This is a genomic window from Pseudescherichia sp., from assembly GCF_031987975.1.
Classification (GTDB): domain Bacteria; phylum Pseudomonadota; class Gammaproteobacteria; order Enterobacterales; family Enterobacteriaceae; genus Pseudescherichia.
Map to the genome: position 1 here is coordinate 35,351 of NZ_DALZYX010000006.1, position 16,939 is coordinate 52,289.

Annotated in this window: 14 protein-coding genes; all 14 read right to left on the bottom strand. The window is 58.9% G+C overall.

Going from position 1 to position 16,939, the window contains the following annotated elements:
* Positions 1-13: 13 nt before the first annotated feature.
* On the bottom strand, positions 14-517 hold the full coding sequence (secM, locus tag RTN40_RS11845; protein WP_312228637.1) for a secA translation cis-regulator SecM: 504 nt from the start codon (positions 515-517) through the stop codon (positions 14-16).
* A 290-nt stretch (positions 518-807) separates the two neighbouring features.
* Complete coding sequence (gene lpxC, locus RTN40_RS11850) at positions 808-1,725, bottom strand: UDP-3-O-acyl-N-acetylglucosamine deacetylase (protein ID WP_312228638.1); 918 nt, start codon at positions 1,723-1,725, stop codon at positions 808-810.
* A 100-nt stretch (positions 1,726-1,825) separates the two neighbouring features.
* Complete coding sequence (gene ftsZ / locus RTN40_RS11855; RefSeq protein ID WP_042390697.1) at positions 1,826-2,977, bottom strand: cell division protein FtsZ; 1,152 nt, start codon at positions 2,975-2,977, stop codon at positions 1,826-1,828.
* A gap of 113 nt (positions 2,978-3,090) precedes the next feature.
* Positions 3,091-4,347, bottom strand: a complete 1,257-nt coding sequence (ftsA, locus tag RTN40_RS11860) for a cell division protein FtsA (RefSeq protein ID WP_103820708.1) — start codon at positions 4,345-4,347, stop codon at positions 3,091-3,093.
* The gene (ftsQ, locus tag RTN40_RS11865; RefSeq protein WP_312228639.1) at positions 4,347-5,177 is read right to left on the bottom strand and encodes a cell division protein FtsQ; all 831 of its coding nucleotides are present in this window, start codon (positions 5,175-5,177) and stop codon (positions 4,347-4,349) included. Before ftsQ ends, ftsA begins: the two co-directional genes overlap by 1 nt.
* A 1-nt stretch (position 5,178) precedes the next feature.
* Entirely contained in the window at positions 5,179-6,099 is a 921-nt protein-coding gene (locus RTN40_RS11870) for a D-alanine--D-alanine ligase (protein WP_312228640.1), read from the bottom strand.
* Positions 6,092-7,570, bottom strand: a complete 1,479-nt coding sequence (gene murC / locus RTN40_RS11875) for a UDP-N-acetylmuramate--L-alanine ligase (RefSeq protein WP_312228641.1) — start codon at positions 7,568-7,570, stop codon at positions 6,092-6,094. Before murC ends, RTN40_RS11870 begins: the two co-directional genes overlap by 8 nt.
* 55 nt (positions 7,571-7,625) lie before the next feature.
* Positions 7,626-8,693: an undecaprenyldiphospho-muramoylpentapeptide beta-N-acetylglucosaminyltransferase gene (gene murG / locus RTN40_RS11880; RefSeq protein WP_312228642.1), complete on the bottom strand. Its 1,068-nt coding sequence runs from the start codon at positions 8,691-8,693 to the stop codon at positions 7,626-7,628.
* A complete protein-coding gene (ftsW, locus tag RTN40_RS11885; protein WP_312228643.1) occupies positions 8,690-9,943 on the bottom strand; it encodes a cell division protein FtsW in 1,254 nt (417 codons plus the stop codon). Before ftsW ends, murG begins: the two co-directional genes overlap by 4 nt.
* Positions 9,943-11,259: a UDP-N-acetylmuramoyl-L-alanine--D-glutamate ligase gene (gene murD, locus RTN40_RS11890; protein ID WP_312228644.1), complete on the bottom strand. Its 1,317-nt coding sequence runs from the start codon at positions 11,257-11,259 to the stop codon at positions 9,943-9,945. Before murD ends, ftsW begins: the two co-directional genes overlap by 1 nt.
* A gap of 2 nt (positions 11,260-11,261) precedes the next feature.
* Complete coding sequence (gene mraY, locus RTN40_RS11895) at positions 11,262-12,344, bottom strand: phospho-N-acetylmuramoyl-pentapeptide-transferase (RefSeq protein ID WP_042390449.1); 1,083 nt, start codon at positions 12,342-12,344, stop codon at positions 11,262-11,264.
* Positions 12,338-13,696 (bottom strand): UDP-N-acetylmuramoyl-tripeptide--D-alanyl-D-alanine ligase, encoded by a 1,359-nt coding sequence (gene murF / locus RTN40_RS11900; protein WP_312228645.1) that lies wholly within the window; start codon positions 13,694-13,696, stop codon positions 12,338-12,340. The genes mraY and murF overlap by 7 nt, the downstream gene beginning before the upstream one ends.
* Positions 13,693-15,180: a UDP-N-acetylmuramoyl-L-alanyl-D-glutamate--2,6-diaminopimelate ligase gene (murE, locus tag RTN40_RS11905; RefSeq protein ID WP_312228646.1), complete on the bottom strand. Its 1,488-nt coding sequence runs from the start codon at positions 15,178-15,180 to the stop codon at positions 13,693-13,695. Before murE ends, murF begins: the two co-directional genes overlap by 4 nt.
* Entirely contained in the window at positions 15,167-16,933 is a 1,767-nt protein-coding gene (gene ftsI, locus RTN40_RS11910) for a peptidoglycan glycosyltransferase FtsI (RefSeq protein WP_312228647.1), read from the bottom strand. Before ftsI ends, murE begins: the two co-directional genes overlap by 14 nt.
* Between the last annotated feature and the right edge of the window lie 6 nt (positions 16,934-16,939).

The window sequence follows — 16,939 nt, forward strand, 5'->3', positions numbered from 1 at the left end:
TGAAACGGTTAATTTAGCTGAGGCGTTGAGGTCCGGCGCGGATCCCCTGCACCTGCGCGAGCCAGTCGGCAACGGCAAACGCAGCGTGCGGTTCAGAAGTGACGAGGATGCTATGGCGAACAATAACCGGCGGCTTGCCCTCCTGGGTCAGCAGGGCATTAAGCGTATCCAGCAGCGCCAGATGGTGCGCCTGGACAGGCAGCGGCTCTTCGGCAACCGACAGCGCCTGAGGCGCCATCGCAAAGGAGAGGTGGCGAATAACGGTGCGAATAGCATGCTGATGCCAGTAGTCGACGGTAAAGGTCGGACGGCGGCTGGCTTCAAGCAGCGCGAGGCTGGTGAAGTTGACCGGACTGGTTCGGTTGTGATTGCTGGCGGTCGCCTTCTCAGGCTGGGCGGAGTGGTTCTGCGTACCAGGCGCGGGCAAGCCAAGACTCGCCGCGACCATCCCTAAAAAGAGATGCGGCCAGAAGTAGCGTCTGCCAAATTGTCGCCAGCGCGTCAGTAATCCGCTCACTTGCTCCACCATTAATGGGTTAAACCTACCCGGTTTACATCAACATCCGTTATTTTGCGACCAAATATTACCATTAAAGGCGCTACACGGCAGTAACAATGAGGGGCATAGCCGGGTGAAAACGCTTAAGAAAACAGCGAACGCACCGCTTTTAGCAGTAAATTATCTCTGGATTTGTGCATCAGGGCGAGAAGAGAACCGGTAAAACCTGGAAACAAAAACGACTGGCGCCCCTGACCGGAGAGAGTGCCAGGTTAACCAGTCGAATTTTTACAAAACGGTCTGGGGGATTAAGCCAGTACCGTTGAGGGTGCTTTGAATGCCAGAGGCAGTTCAGCATCGTCCTGGAACGTCACATACTCCCAGGCTTCCTGTTTAGCCAGGACCGCCTGCAGCAGTTTATTATTCAGCGCATGACCGGATTTGTAAGCGGTAAATGCACCGATAATATTGTGACCGCACATGAACAGGTCACCGATCGCATCCAGCATTTTGTGACGCACAAACTCGTCTTCAAAACGCAGGCCGTCTTCGTTCAGTACGCGATAGTCATCAACTACGATGGCACAATCAAAACTGCCGCCCAGGCACAGGCCACGAGACTGCAGGTATTCGATATCACGCATGAAGCCGAAGGTGCGCGCGCGGCTAATCTGGCGCATAAATGCGTCGGCAGAGAAGTTCATCGCGTAGCGCTGGCTGCTGGCATCAATCGCCGGATGGTTAAAGTCGATGGTGAAATCGAGCGTAAAACCATTGTACGGCTTGAATTCAGCCCATTTGTCGCCGTCTTCGACGCGAACGGTCTCTTTGATGCGAACAAATTTCTTCGCACAGTTCAGCTCTTCGATACCGGCATCAAGCAGCAGGTAAACGAACGGGGCTGCACTACCGTCCATGATCGGGATCTCAGGGGCGTCAACTTCAATCATGATGTTGTCGATACCCAGACCCGCCAGCGCGGCGTTGAGGTGCTCTACGGTAGAGATCCGCACGTCATGCTCATTCACCAGACAGGTGCAGAGCATGGTATCACGCACAGATTTGGCATCGGCCGGAAAATCTACCGGTGGATTCAAGTCAGTGCGACGATAGATGACCCCGGTGTTGGCCGACGCAGGTCGCAACGTCAGGGTGACTTTCTTGCCGGTATGCAAACCGACGCCAGTCGCCTGAACGATACGTTTAAGTGTCCTTTGTTTGATCATCGTATAATCTCGCCTAGTTACTAATCCAACCGAATTGTACTATACAACCGGCGGGCCAGTTTAGCACAAAGAGCGACAATGCCCAACTTCCAGCTAATTCTTAGTCAGCCTGCTTACGTAAAAACGCCGGAATATCGAGATAATCTGGCTCTTTTGCGGTCTGCGGCGTCGGGTCATTGACCACTTTCGCGGCCGGTTTCTGCTCCTGGCTCAGAGGAGCCATACCGTGCTGCTGGTAGCGATCCATTACCGGCTGCTGCTGCTGTTTGTTGGTTACCAGGGTAATTTCAGGACGCTTGTCCATGCCAATACCGGTGGCTACCACGGTTACGCGCAGCTCGTCGTTCATCTCTGGATCCAGAGAGGTACCGATAACCACGGTCGCGTTATCCGACGCAAAGGCACGGATGGTGTTACCCACGGTTTCAAACTCGTCCAGACGCAGGTCGAAGCCCGCCGTAATGTTGACGAGAACGCCACGCGCGCCGGAGAGGTCGATATCTTCCAGCAGCGGGCTGGAGATGGCCATCTCGGCGGCTTCTTCCGCACGATCTTCCCCTTTCGCCACGCCGGAACCCATCATCGCGTAGCCCATTTCGGACATCACGGTGCGCACGTCAGCGAAGTCGACGTTCATCAGGCCCGGACGGGTGATCAGCTCGGCGATACCCTGAACCGCGCCTTTCAGCACGTCGTTGGCCGCGCCAAAGGCGTCCAGCAGAGAGATACCACGACCCAGCACCTTCAGCAGCTTGTCGTTCGGGATGGTGATCAGGGAGTCAACGTGCTTAGACAGCTCGGTGATCCCCTGCTCCGCAAAGGCCATACGCTTCTTGCCTTCGAAGTTGAAAGGCTTAGTCACGACGGCAACGGTCAGAATACCTAAATCTTTGGCTACTTCGGCAACCACCGGAGCGGCACCTGTACCTGTACCACCGCCCATACCGGCGGCGATAAATACCATGTCTGCGCCATCAAGGGCCGCGCGCAGTGCCTCACGGTCCTCTTCGGCTGCGTTGCGGCCGACTTCTGGGTTAGCGCCCGCTCCCAGACCTTTGGTGATGCCGCCGCCGATCTGGATGGTCTGCCCCACTGCGGTCTTACGCAACGCCTGGGCGTCGGTATTTACTGCAAAAAATTCAACGCCTTCGATGCGCTCGCGCACCATGTGCTCAACGGCGTTACCGCCGCCGCCACCGACGCCGATGACTTTAATCACCGCGTCGTTGGTCAGTTCCATAGGTTCAAACATAATTTTCTCTCCGATTTTACACATCATCCTTCAGCTGCCTTAAGGCTGCAAGAGGGATTCAATGTAAGTACCTGTCGCCTGAGACCGCTAATTTTGTGCGGTCTCTGAAAATATTAAAACTCTTTTCGCAGCCAGCTGTTCAGACGTTTGATCCACGAGCCGACTGACGCACGTTTTTCCACCTCTGCTTCACCACTCAAATGGGACTCCTTCCCGTAGTGCAGCAGACCTACCGCCGTTGAATAGTACGGCTCCTGGGCATAGTCCGTCAGGCCCGTGATATTCAGCGGCGCACCTATGCGCACCTGTGTATGAAACACGCGTTGCGCACAGGCTGCAAGCCCTTCGATTTGCGCTGCGCCGCCGGTTAATACAATCCCAGCTGCAAGATGGTGTTTAACTCCTTGTTGCCGGAGCTGTTCCTGCAGCTGCAAAATTTCTTCGTTCACCAGATTGAGCAGCTCGGTGTAGCGCGGCTCAATCACCTCTGCCAGCGTCTGGCGCTGCAGGCTGCGCGGCGGACGACCGCCCACGCTCGGCACCTCTACGCTTTCGTCTTTACCAACGATAGCGCCCAGGGCACAACCGTGGCGAACCTTAATGGCTTCGGCATCGCTTGGCGGCGTACCGAAGGCATAGGCGATATCGCTGGTTACCACGTTCCCCGCATAGGGGATCACTTTGGTATGGCGCAGCGCACCGCCGGTATACACGGCGATATCCATTGTACCACCACCGATATCCACTACGCAGACACCCAGCTCACGTTCGTCTTCCGTCAATACGGAATAGCTGGACGCCAGTCCGGCAAAAATTAGTTGGTCAACTTTCAGGCCACATCGTTCAACCGCTTTAACAATGTTTTTTGCCATATCGTTGTGACATGTGATCAGGTGCACTTTTGCCTGCATCCGCACGCCGGAGAGACCCACCGGATTTTTGATCCCCTCCTGGTAGTCAATGGCGTACTCCTGCGGAATAACATGCAGGACCCGGTGCTCATCGCGCACCCGCACCGACTTAGCGGTATGCACAACGTTTTCAACGTCTTCCTGGGTCACTTCCTCTTCGGAAATGGGCACCATCCCGATCTCATTCTGACAGCTAATATGCTTGCCAGATAGCGCCAGGTAAACCGACGAAATCTGGCAGTCCGCCATCAGCTCGGCCTGGTCGATGGCGCGCTGCACGCACTTCACCACCGACTCCAGATCGTTGACCCCGCCTTTATCCATACCCCGCGACGGGCAACTGCCCACGCCAATGATATTGATCATACCGTCGGGCAGAACTTCCCCTACCAAAGCGGCGACCTTCGCGGTGCCAATCTCCAGTCCAACTACCAGTTTTCTGTCCGTCGCCTTGATCATTATTGCTCTGCCTGTGCCTGATTCTGTTGCTGATTAGGATCCACAATGGGTGCCGGTTTCCAACCGACCGCCGCGCCCGAGTCATAGCGCAGATCGACATAGCTGATCTCTTTGCCGTCGGTTTGCGCCTGCTGCTGCAGAACGGGATAGAGTTCTACAAAGCGTGACAGACGTTTCATCGTATCCCCCCGGCCCAGGTTGAGCTTGATTCCATTGTTAAGCGTCAACTGCCAGGAGCGACGGGCGGTCATCGCCGCCTCTTTCAACGTAAATTTATCCTTCGCCAGTACCTGCCCCATGTCGCGGAAACCCTGCAACACTTCGCTTTCGCTCCCTTCCGGGCCAAAAAGCAGCGGGAGACCCGGTTCTTTAGCCCGATCGGTGGGCACGCTGAACGAATTTCCATCAGCATCCATCATGTGCTGATCATTCCACCGCGCAATCGGGACATATTCAACCAGATGAATCTTCAATTCGTCCGGCCACTGCTTTCTTACGCTGGCCTGCTTGATCCACGGCAGACGTTCAATCTGGCTCTGAATGATGTTCACATCCTGGGTCATAAAGGTCCCAGGAGCGCCCAGCGCCAGAATCGACTGGCGAATATCATCGTTGCGCGTGTAGTGGCGCTCGCCGGTGACCACAAGCTTCGACAGCGGCAGGCGCTGCGCGTCATCCATCCAGCCCAGAATCATCCAGCCGCTCACCAACACGGTGCACAGCACCGCCAGCAGAAAAACAATTCCTGCAAGACGCGTTCCATTATTCCGCCGGGAGGCAACAACTTCCTCCTCTTCGCGGTTTCGCGTGTTTAGCGCAGCCTGCGACATATCAGTCCGCCAACTCCAGAATTTGTACAACCAATTGCGAGAAACTTAATCCAGCCTGGCGAGCCGCCATCGGGACCAGACTGTGGCTGGTCATCCCCGGCGAGGTGTTCGCTTCCAGCAGATAGAAGTGACCATCGCGATCCTGCATGGCATCGATTCGACCCCATCCACGGCAGCCTAATACGTTCCAGGCCTTTAGTACCAGATCGCGTAACAGCGCCTCGCGCTCCGCTTCTAATCCGCTGGGGCAGAAATACTGAGTCTCATCAGAGAGATACTTTGCCTCATAATCATAGAAGGTTCCTGCGGGTTGGATGCGAATTGAGGGTAAAATTTCTTCCCCTAATACTGCAACGGTAAATTCTGGCCCGCTCAGCCACTTCTCAACTAAGACTTCTTCGTCATGCTGAAACGCTAAAGCTAACGCCGCATGCAGCGCGTCAGCTTCGTCAACTTTTGACATGCCGACGCTGGAACCTTCCCGGCTGGGCTTAACGATCAGCGGCAGACCCAGGCTGGCGATGTGCTGAAGCACGCTCTCGTCCAGACCCTGCTCAAAGGCTTTACGCGTCACAGCCGCCCACGGCGCGACAGGCAAACCCGCGCCCTGCCACAGCAGCTTGCTGCGCAGCTTATCCATCGAGATAGCCGAGGCCATTACGCCGCTGCCGGTATAAGGCATACCGGTCAGTTCAAGCAAACCTTGCAGCGTACCATCTTCACCGCCACGACCATGCAGGGCGATAAAGACCTTGTCAAAGCCCATGCTCTTAAGCTGGGTGACGTCGGTGTCACGCGGATCCACCGGATGGGCATCTACCCCACCCTCACGCAGGCCAGCCAGCACCGCTGCGCCAGAGTTCAGCGACACCTCACGCTCGGCGGAGGTTCCGCCCAGCAGGACTGCAACTTTATTAGCCATGACGCTCTTCCTCCTGCGACTGCTGCGGCTTCAGTTTATTCTCGGCCAGGCTGCGGGCAATTTTACCGATGTTACCTGCGCCCTGAACCAGAATGAGATCGTTACCGGTTAATACCGGGGCCAGCATCGCCGCGACCTGGGCGGAGTCGGGAACCAGAATCGGGTCGATTTTTCCCCGGCCACGAATGGTGCGGCACAGGGAGCGGCTGTCCGCGCCTGGGATCGGCGTCTCGCCTGCGGCGTAAACGTCCAGCATTAGCAGGGCGTCGACCTGGGTCAGCACGTTGGCAAAATCATCGTACAGGTCACGGGTACGGGTGAAACGGTGCGGCTGGAAAATCATGACCAGATTTTTATCCGGCCAGCCTGCACGTGCAGCTTTAATGGTGGCGTCCACCTCGGTCGGGTGATGACCGTAGTCGTCAACCAGCATGGCGCTGCCTGCTTTACCGTTCACCCGCTCCAGCGGGAACTCGCCGAGGAAGTCGAAGCGGCGTCCGGTACCCTCGAAGCTCTCCAGCGCACGCAGGATCGCCTCGTCGTCAATCCCCTCTTCCGTAGCCACTGCAACCGCAGCCGCCGCGTTCAGGGCGTTGTGACGGCCCGGCGCGTTCAGCGTGACCTGCAAATCAGGTTTATCCTGGCGCACCAGCACAAAGTGACCCTGCGGTCCGGTCTGCTGGTAGCTCTCTACCCGCACGTCCGCGTCGTCGCTAAAGCCGTAGGTGGTGGTCTGACGGCCAACGCGCGGCAGCAGCTCGCGGCATACCGGATCGTCCACGCACATCACAGCCCGGCCATAGAATGGCAGATTGTGCAGGAAGTTAATAAAGGTCTGCTTCAGGTTCTCGAAGTCGCCCTGGTAAGTATCCATATGGTCGGCTTCGATATTGGTGACGATCGCCACCATCGGCTGCAGATGCAGGAACGATGCGTCGCTTTCATCCGCCTCGGCAATCAGGTAGCGGCTGTGGCCCAGACGCGCATGCACGCCTGCGGCTTTTACCAGGCCGCCGTTAACAAAGGTCGGATCCAATCCGGCCTCGGCATAGATACTGGAGACCATCGCGGTGGTGGTGGTTTTGCCATGCGTTCCGGCGATGGCGATGCCGTGACGAAAACGCATCAGCTCCGCCAGCATCTCTGCGCGGCGGATCACCGGAATACGTGCTTCATTCGCAGCGACGATCTCCGGGTTATCGGCAGAGATGGCGCTGGAGACCACCACGACGCTGGCATCACGCACGTTCTCCGGGCGATGGTTGAAGTAGATGGTCGCGCCGAGGGCGGCCAGCTGCTGCGTAACTGGGTTTGGCGCAAGGTCGGAACCGCTGATCTGATAGCCTTCGTTCGCCAGCACTTCTGCGATGCCGCCCATGCCGGCCCCGCCAATGCCCACGAAGTGAATGTGCCGGACGCGACGCATCTCGGGCACGATTGAACGCAGTTTCGCCAGTTGTTGTGTATTCATTCTCTAAACGCCATAAACTTCTAAAATTCGTGCGACGCAAACGGCGTCGCGATGGTTAAGCCTGTGCAGCAAGGCTTACGGCTTTTGCTACCCGGTCGGTAGCATCGGGAATGGCTGCGGCGCGCGCTCGCTCGGCCATCCCCAGTAACGTAACGCGATCCCAGCTCGCCAGCGTCTCGACGACGGAATCAACGGTAAACTGCGGCTGCTCAAGGATCTTCGCCGCGTGCGCCTGCTCAAGCGGCAGCGCATTCCAGTACTGCTGCCGATCCTTATGCTGGAACGGCACAAACAGCGCGGGCAGCCCGGCGGCAGCAATCTCGCTTACCGTCAGCGCGCCGGAGCGGCAAACCACCACGTCGGCCCAGGCATAAGCCGCCGCCATGTCATCAATAAACTCGGTCACTCTGTGCTGCGGCTGGCCCGCGTCGGCATAAGCCTGCTCAACCGTCTGCTGCGCGCCTTTCCCGCTCTGGTGCCAAATCGTCACCGTATCGCCCAGCCGGGCGGCGACCTGGGGCAGCGTCTGGTTCAGCACCCGTGCGCCCTGCGAGCCGCCCACGACCAGCACCCGCACCGGTCCTTCACGGCCGGAGAGACGATCCGCCGGCAGGGGCAGCGCCAGCACGTCGGTACGTACCGGGTTACCCACCACGTCGGCCTGCGGAAACGCGCCGGGGAAGGCCTGCATCACCTTGGTGGCGATCTTCGCCAGCCATTTGTTGGTCAGTCCGGCAATGCCGTTCTGCTCGTGCAGCACGACTGGAATGCCCAGCGACCAGGCGGCGAGGCCGCCCGGACCCGAAACGTAGCCGCCCATCCCCAGCACCACGTCCGGTTTGAAGCGCTGCATGATCGTCCGCGCCTGACGCCAGGCGTTAAAGATACGCAGCGGCGCAAGCAGCATGGCCTTCAGCCCCTTCCCACGCAGGCCGGAGATGCGAATAAAGTCGATCTCGATACCGTGCTTTGGCACCAAATCCGCTTCCATACGATCGGCGGTGCCCAGCCAGCGAACCTGCCAGCCCTGGGCCATTAAATGGTGCGCAACCGCCAGGCCGGGAAAAACGTGCCCGCCCGTACCGCCTGCCATCACCATTAACCGCTTCGGTTGCCCACTCATCGAACACCTCGTGTAAACGCCTGGGCTTTTTCCAGACGCGTTTCATAATCTATACGCAACAGCATCATGATCGCCGTCGACATAATCAGTAAGCTGGAGCCGCCGTAACTGATCAGCGGCAGCGTCAGACCCTTGGTTGGCAGCATCCCGGCGGCCGCGCCAACGTTGACGAGTGCCTGAAAACTAAACCAAATACCGATTGAGCAGGCCAGAAAACCCGAGAAACGGTGGTCAATATCCAGCGCTTTACGCCCGATAGACATCGCGCGGAAAGCGACGAAGAATACCATCAAAAGCGCCAGTACCACACCGATATAACCCAGTTCTTCGCCGATAATGGAGAAAATGAAGTCGGTATGTGCCTCCGGCAGGTACTCCAGTTTTTGTACCGAGTTGCCCAAGCCCTGCCCCCAGAACTCGCCCCGGCCAAAGGCCATCAGGGACTGAGTCAACTGATAGCCGCTGCCGAAGGGATCTTCCCACGGGTTCCAGAACGAGGTAACACGGCGGATACGGTAGGGTTCGGCGAGGATCAGCAGCACTACGGCAGAGATGCCCATCCCGATGATGGCGATAAACTGCCACAGCTTGGCACCTGCAAGGAACAGCATCGCCAGGGTGGTAACAAACAGCACGACCACGGTACCCAAGTCAGGCTGCGCCAGCAGCAGCACCGCCAGCACCAGGATCACGCCCATCGGCTTTAAGAAGCCGCGCAGGTTATTACGCACCTCGTCCACCTTACGCACCAGGTAGTTGGCGAGGTAGCAGAAGAGGGAAAGCTTGGTGAACTCGGCGGGCTGGAAGCGCATTACGCCCAGGTCGATCCAGCGCGACGCCCCGTTAATCGAGCTGCCTACCAGCAGTACCAGCAGCAGCATGACAATAGAGGCGATCAGCATCGCCGAGCTCCAGCGCTGCCAGAACTCCATCGGCAGGCGCAGGGTGATCATCGCCATACAAAACGCGAGGAAGATATAGAGCGCATCGCGCTTGGCAAAGAAGAAGGGATCGTTGGTCAGGCGCTGCCCTACCGGCATCGAGGCGGAGGTCACCATGATAAAGCCGACGGCCGCGAGGCCAAAGGTCAGCCACAGCAGCATCCGGTCGTACATGACCAGGCTGTCGTCATCCTTCGGGCGCGACCCCATGACCCAGCCCTTGAGCGCCGCAAACAGCCACTCCAGGATACCCAGTCCCGGTAGACGCGGCATGCGTGGCAGTTTCAGACGCGGGAGTGACAAGCGCATTAGCCTAACTCCTTCGCCAGACGGGTAAACTCATCGCCCCGTTGTTCAAAGTTCTTAAACTGATCGAGGCTGGCACAGGCGGGTGACAGCAGCACCATGTCGCCCGGCTTAATCTGCGGTGCGATAAGACGCATCGCCTGCTCCATCGTCTCGGTCTGTTGGGCAATCTCAGGGCGTAACGCCGCCAGCTCTGCGCCGTCACGGCCAAAGCAGTAGAGGCGCACGCTATTGCCGTTCAGGTAGCGGCTCAGCGGTGAGAAGTCTGCCGACTTGCCGTCGCCGCCCAGCAGCAGATGCAGGGTACCGTCTACGTGCAGGCCGTTAAGCGCCGCCTCGGTACTGCCGACGTTGGTCGCCTTGGAGTCGTTGATCCAGCGCACGCCGTTGTGCTCCAGCGCCAGCTGGAAACGGTGCGCGAGACCGGTAAAGGTGGTCAACGCCTTCAGGCTGGTGGCGCGCGGCAGGCCTGCGGCATCCGCCAGCGCCAGCGCCGCCAGGGCGTTGGTATAGTTGTGCTGGCCGCTGAGCTTCATCTCTTTTACGTTGAGCACTTTCTCACCCTTCACCCGCAGCCAGGTTTCGCCCTGCTGGCGGTTGAGGTGATAGTCACCCACGTCAACGCCAAAGCTGATGCAGCGCGCGTCTGCGCCACGGACCGGCATGGTCAGGGCGTCGTCGGCATTGACCACGCAAACTTTGGCATTCTCAAAAATACGCAGCTTGGCGGCGCGGTACTGCTGCAGGCCAAACGGATAGCGATCCATATGGTCTTCAGTGACGTTCAGGATTGTCGCCGCCACGGCGCGCAGGCTGGAGGTGGTTTCGAGCTGGAAGCTGGAAAGCTCCAGCACGTACAGCTCGCGGTTGCTGTCGAGCAGCATCAGCGCCGGCAGGCCGATGTTGCCGCCAACGCCGACGTTAACGCCCGCCGCTTCCGCCATCTCACCCACCAGCTTAGTGACGGTGCTTTTGCCGTTAGAGCCGGTAATAGCAATCACCGGTGCCTGGGCTTCGCGCACGAACAGCTCGATATCGCCGACGATCTCCACGCCAGCCTCGGCGGCTGCGCTCAGCGAAGGGTGCGCCAGGGCGAGACCAGGGCTGGCAACGATCAGATCCGCCCCCAGCAGCCAGTCGTCATTCAGACTACCAAGGTGGCGCTCCACCGACTCCGGCAGCTTCTCCAGCCCCGGCGGCGCGGTACGCGTATCCATCACCCGCGGCGTTACGCCACGCGCGAGGAAAAAGTCCACGCAGGATAGCCCGGTTAACCCTAACCCAATGATGACGACCTGTTTACCCTGGTAATCTGCCATGATTAACGCACCTTCAGCGTAGCCAGGCCAATCAGCACCAGCATCAGCGAAATAACCCAGAAGCGCACGATAACGCGCGGCTCCGGCCAGCCTTTCAGTTCATAGTGGTGGTGAATCGGGGCCATACGGAAGATACGCTGTCCGCGCAGCTTGAAGGAACCTACCTGCAGGATCACTGACAGGGTCTCTACCACGAATACGCCACCCATGATCACCAGCAGGAACTCCTGACGCAGCAGCACGGCAATAATGCCCAGCGCGCCGCCCAGCGCCAGCGATCCGACGTCGCCCATAAAGACCTGCGCCGGATAGGTGTTAAACCACAGGAAACCCAGCCCTGCCCCGACGATAGCCGTACAGACGATCACCAGCTCACCGGCGTGACGCAGGTAGGGAATATGCAGATAGCTGGCAAAGTTCATGTTGCCGGTTGCCCAGGCCACCAGCGCAAAGCCTGACGCCACCAGTACGGTAGGCATGATAGCTAAGCCGTCGAGGCCATCGGTAAGGTTCACGGCGTTACCGGTACCGACGATGACGAAGTAGGCCAGCAGAATATAGAGGATGCCCAGCTGCGGCATAACATCTTTAAAGAACGGCACCACCAGCTGCGTAGCCGGGGTATCGTTCCCCACCAGATAGAGGGCAAACGAAACGCCCAGGGCGATGACCGACATCCAGAAATATTTCCAGCGGGCGATGAGGCCCTTGGTGTCTTTGCGCACGACCTTACGGTAGTCATCGACGAAGCCGATGATGCCATAGCCCACCAGCACCACCAGCACGCACCAGACGTAGGGGTTAGAGGGGTAAGCCCACAGGAGTACCGACACCACAATCGCGGTAAGGATCATGATCCCGCCCATTGTCGGCGTGCCGCGCTTGCTGAAGTGCGATTCCGGACCGTCGTTACGAACAACCTGGCCAAACGAGAGCTTTTGCAGGCGGGCGATCATGCGCGGCCCCATCCATAAGGAGATGAAGAGCGCGGTCAGCAGGCTGACAATGGCGCGAAACGTCAGATAGGAAAAGACGTTAAAGCCCGAATAATATTTGACCAAATGCTCGGCCAGCCAAACTAACATGTCCCATTCTCCTGTAATGCGCGTACTACCTCTTCCATGGCAGCACTACGTGAACCTTTCACCAAAATGGTAATAATCTGCTGCTCTGCAATCAGCGTCTTGAGACGCGCGATCAGCGCAGCTTTATCGTTAAAATGTTCGCCAACGCCGCTGGCGTCGGAGATATCTTTGCTCTGGACGCCCACGCTCAGCACGCGATCGAGGCCGGAGGCTTTCGCCGCCTCACCCACCTGCTGATGGCACATTTCGCTCTCATCGCCCAGCTCGGCCATATCGCCCACCACCATCACCCGGTAGCCCGGCATCTCGGAGAGCACCTGCGCCGCGGCGGTCATCGAGCCGACGTTAGCGTTGTAGGAGTCGTCAAGCAGCAGCTGGTTTTCTGCGAGCTGGATGGGGAACAGACGTCCCGGCACGGCCTTCAGCTTCGCCAGCCCGGCTTTCACCGCGTCCAGCGTTGCCCCCACCGCCATCGCCAGCGCCGTTGCGGCCAGCGCGTTAGCAATGTTGTGACGCCCCGGCAGCGGCAGCAGCACCTCAACGTTGCCGGTTGGGGTTTGCAGCGTGAAGGTGGTCCCGTGCGAGGTCACATGCACGTTATTGGCAGTGAAGTCGCTGTTGGCCGCGTTCGGTGAGAAGCGCCAGATTTTGCGTTCGCCGATAACGCTCTGCCAGTTCAGCCAGTCGTTGTTGTCCGCATTCATGATCGCCACGCCGTCGAGCGGCAGGCCGGTAAAGATCTCACCCTTGGCTTTCGCCACGCCCGCCAACGAGCCGAAGCCCTCCAGGTGCGCGGCGGCCAGGTTGTTGACCAGCGCTGCTTCCGGACGGGTCAGGCTAACGGTCCAGGCGATTTCGCCCTGGTGGTTAGCCCCCAGCTCGATCACCGCATACTGGTGTTCTTTCGTCAGGCGTAGCAGTGTCATCGGCACGCCGATGTCATTATTTAGGTTGCCTGCGGTATAAAGCGTATTGCCGCACTCGCCGAGGATGGCAGCGGTCATCTCTTTCACCGAGGTTTTACCGGAGGAGCCGGTGAGCGCGACCACGCGGGTTGGCACCTGCTGGCGCACCCAAGCTGCGATTTCGCCAAAGGCGAGACGGGTATCCTTCACCACCAGCTGGGGCAGATCGCAATCAAGCTTACGGCTGACCAGCAGCGCACCCGCGCCGCCCGCCTTCGCCTTATCGGCAAAGTCATGGGCATCGAAGCGTTCACCTTTCAGGGCGACAAACAGGCAGCCCGGCGTCAGCTGACGCGTATCGGTGGTAACGGCATCAATGGTCAGGCTCTGACCGTGCAGCTCGCCGTTAAGGATCTGGGCCAGCTCGTTTAGGGTTACGCTAATCATGCCACCACTCCCAGCAGACGCGCGGCGGTGACGCGGTCGGAATAGTCGAGACGCCGGGTGCCGACGATCTGATAATCTTCATGGCCCTTACCGGCCAGCAGCACGACGTCGTTCTCTTTCGCCTGCATAATGGCGCTGGTTACCGCTTCGGCGCGGCCTTCCACCACCCGGGCGCGACCTGCGTCGAGCATGCCGGCCAGAATATCGTTAATAATGGCGCGCGGCTCTTCGGTACGCGGATTGTCATCGGTGACAACCGGAACGTCGGCAAACTCTTCGGCAATTGCCCCCATCAGCGGACGCTTGCCCTTGTCGCGATCGCCGCCGCAGCCAAAGACGCACCACAGCTTGCCGGTGCAGTGCAGGCGCGCGGCCTGCAGCGCTTTCTCCAGCGCATCCGGGGTATGGGCATAATCCACCACCACCGTGGGTTTCCCCGGTGCAGTGAAGACCTCCATGCGGCCGCATACCGGCTGCAGGCGCGACGCCGTTTTCAGCAGATCGCTCAGCGGGAAGTCCAGCGCCAGCAGCGTTGCCAGCGCCAGCAGCAGATTGCTGACGTTAAACGCCCCCATCAGGCGGCTTTCGATCTCGCCTTCGCCCCATGAGGAGGTGAAGCGCACCGTGGCACCGCTGTCGTGATAGCTTACTGCCTCGGCTTTCAGCCAGCGGCCATGACAGTTCGGGTTGATATGCCCTTCCATTGAGACCGCAACGGCGTCCGGCAGATTGGCCAGCCAGCGGCGACCCACTTCATCATCGGCGTTAACGATCGCCTCACCATAGTGGTGCGCGGAGAAGAGCTGCCATTTTGCCGATTCGTAGCCCGCCATATCCCCGTGATAATCGAGGTGATCGCGGCTCAGGTTAGTAAATACCGAAGCACGGAACTTCAGCGCGGCGACGCGGTGCTGCACCAGGCCATGGGAGGAGACCTCCATCGCGGCAAAGGTTGCCCCCTGCCCTGCCAGATCGGCAAGCACGTGCTGAACGTCAATGGCGGAACCGGTAGTGTTTTCGGTTGGGATCACCTTGCCCAGCAGGCCGTTGCCCACCGTACCCATCACCGCGCTGGTTTCACCCAGCAGCTGTGCCCACTGCGCCAGCAGCTGGGTGGTAGTGGTTTTGCCGTTGGTACCGGTGACGCCCACCAGGCTTAAACGCTCGGCAGGCTCATTATAAAATCGTCCGGCCAGCGCGGAGAGGCGCTCGTTGAGCTGGCTGAGGTAGATAACCGGCACGCCGTGAACTTCACGGATCTCGCCGTCGGCGGCCTCGCCTTTTGCTTCCGCAATAATGGCCGCCACGCCTTGCGCTATCGCCTGCGGGATATACCGACGCCCGTCCGCCTGATGGCCCATTACTGCCACAAAGAGATCGCCCGCTGCCGCCACGCGACTATCGAGTGTCATTTCCCGCAAAGCTCGCGCAGGCAAATTCGATACCCACGGAGCGAGAAGGTCGCGCAAATTACGATCTGCCACCTGTTCCCTCGCCTTCATTAATCACAAATTCACTTTTTTCGCCCGTTGCTAACGCGTCCGGCTCGATGTTCATGGTGCGCAGCACGCCGCCCATAATGGCCCCGAAGACCGGTGCAGAAACGGCACCACCGTAGTATTTACCCGCCTGCGGATCGTTAATGACCACCACCAGCGCAAAACGCGGCTGGCTGGCAGGCGCGACGCCCGCGGTGTAGGCAATGTATTTATTGATATAGCGTCCGTCCGGCCCGACCTTTTTCGCCGTACCGGTTTTAATGGCGATGCGATAGCCTTTGATCGCCGCCTTCACGCCGCCGCCGCCGGGCAGCGCCACGCTCTCCATCATGTGCACCACGGTACGAACGATGGATTCCGGGAAGATACGCTCGCCCGGAACGGGCGGATCAACTTTGGTGATCGACAGCGGACGGTAGATGCCGTAGCTGCCGATCGTTGCGTAGACTCGCGCTAACTGTAACGGGGTTACCATTAGCCCATAGCCGAAAGAGAAGGTGGCCCTCTCTATGTCAGACCACCGTTGTTTTTGAGGATATAAGCCACTGCGTTCTCCGACCAACCCCAAATTGGTCGCTTTTCCCAGGCCAAAACGCGAGTAAGTTTCTACCAGCGCTGAGGAGGGCATCGCTAACGCCAGCTTTGATACACCGACGTTACTCGACTTCTGTAGTACCCCGGTCAGGGTCAATTCACTGTAGCGCGCCACGTCTTTGATCTCGTGGCCGTTAATACGGTAAGGCACGGTATTCAGAACGGTGTTCTCTCTGACCACGCCGCGCTGCAGGGCAGTCATCACCACCATCGGCTTCACGGTGGAGCCAGGCTCGAATACGTCGGTAATGGTACGGTTACGCATCACGTCTTTCTGCGTACCGCTGAGGTTGTTCGGGTTATAGGAGGGGCTGTTTGCCATCGCCAGCACTTCGCCAGTGTTGACGTCTACCAGCACGGCGCTGCCGGATTCGGCCTTGTTAAAGGCCACGGCGTTGTTCAACTCGCGGTAGACCAGCGCTTGCAGCCGCTCGTCAATGCTCAGGGCAAGGTTGTGCGCAGCCTGGCTATCGGTGGAGGAGATATCTTCAATCACGCGGCCATAGCGGTCTTTACGCACGATACGCTCGCCGGGCTGGCCGGTAAGCCACTTATCAAAGCTTTTTTCGACCCCTTCAATACCCTGGCTGTCAACGTTGGTAAAGCCAATGAGGTGAGCGGTTACTTCGCCGGAGGGATAGTAACGCCGCGACTCTTCACGCAGGTGAATGCCAGGCAGCTTCAGCTTTTTGATGTAGTCACCGAGATCCGGGTTTACCTGGCGCGCCAGGTAGATAAAGCGGCCTTTCGGATTGGCATTTACGCGAGCGGCAAGCTGATCGAGCGGAAGATGCAGGGCATCTGCCAACGCTTTCCAGCGGTTGTCGAGCGTAATCCCCCCCGCGTCATGCAGCTCTTTCGGATCTGCCCAGATAGCCTTCACCGGCACGCTTACCGCCAGCGGGCGGCCGGAGCGGTCGGTGATCAGACCACGAGAGGTAGAGACCTCCTGCACGCGCAGCGAACGCAGATCGCCCTGCCGCACCAGCATATCCGGGTTGATAACCTGTAACCATGCAACGCGCCCCAGCAGAAACGCCAGCGCCAGCAAAATACAGCCGCAAAGCAACGCAAAACGCCAACTCACAAAGTTGGCCTGCTCTTCCTGACGTTTTGGTTTAAGCGTCTTCACCGCTGCTTTCATGCGTCG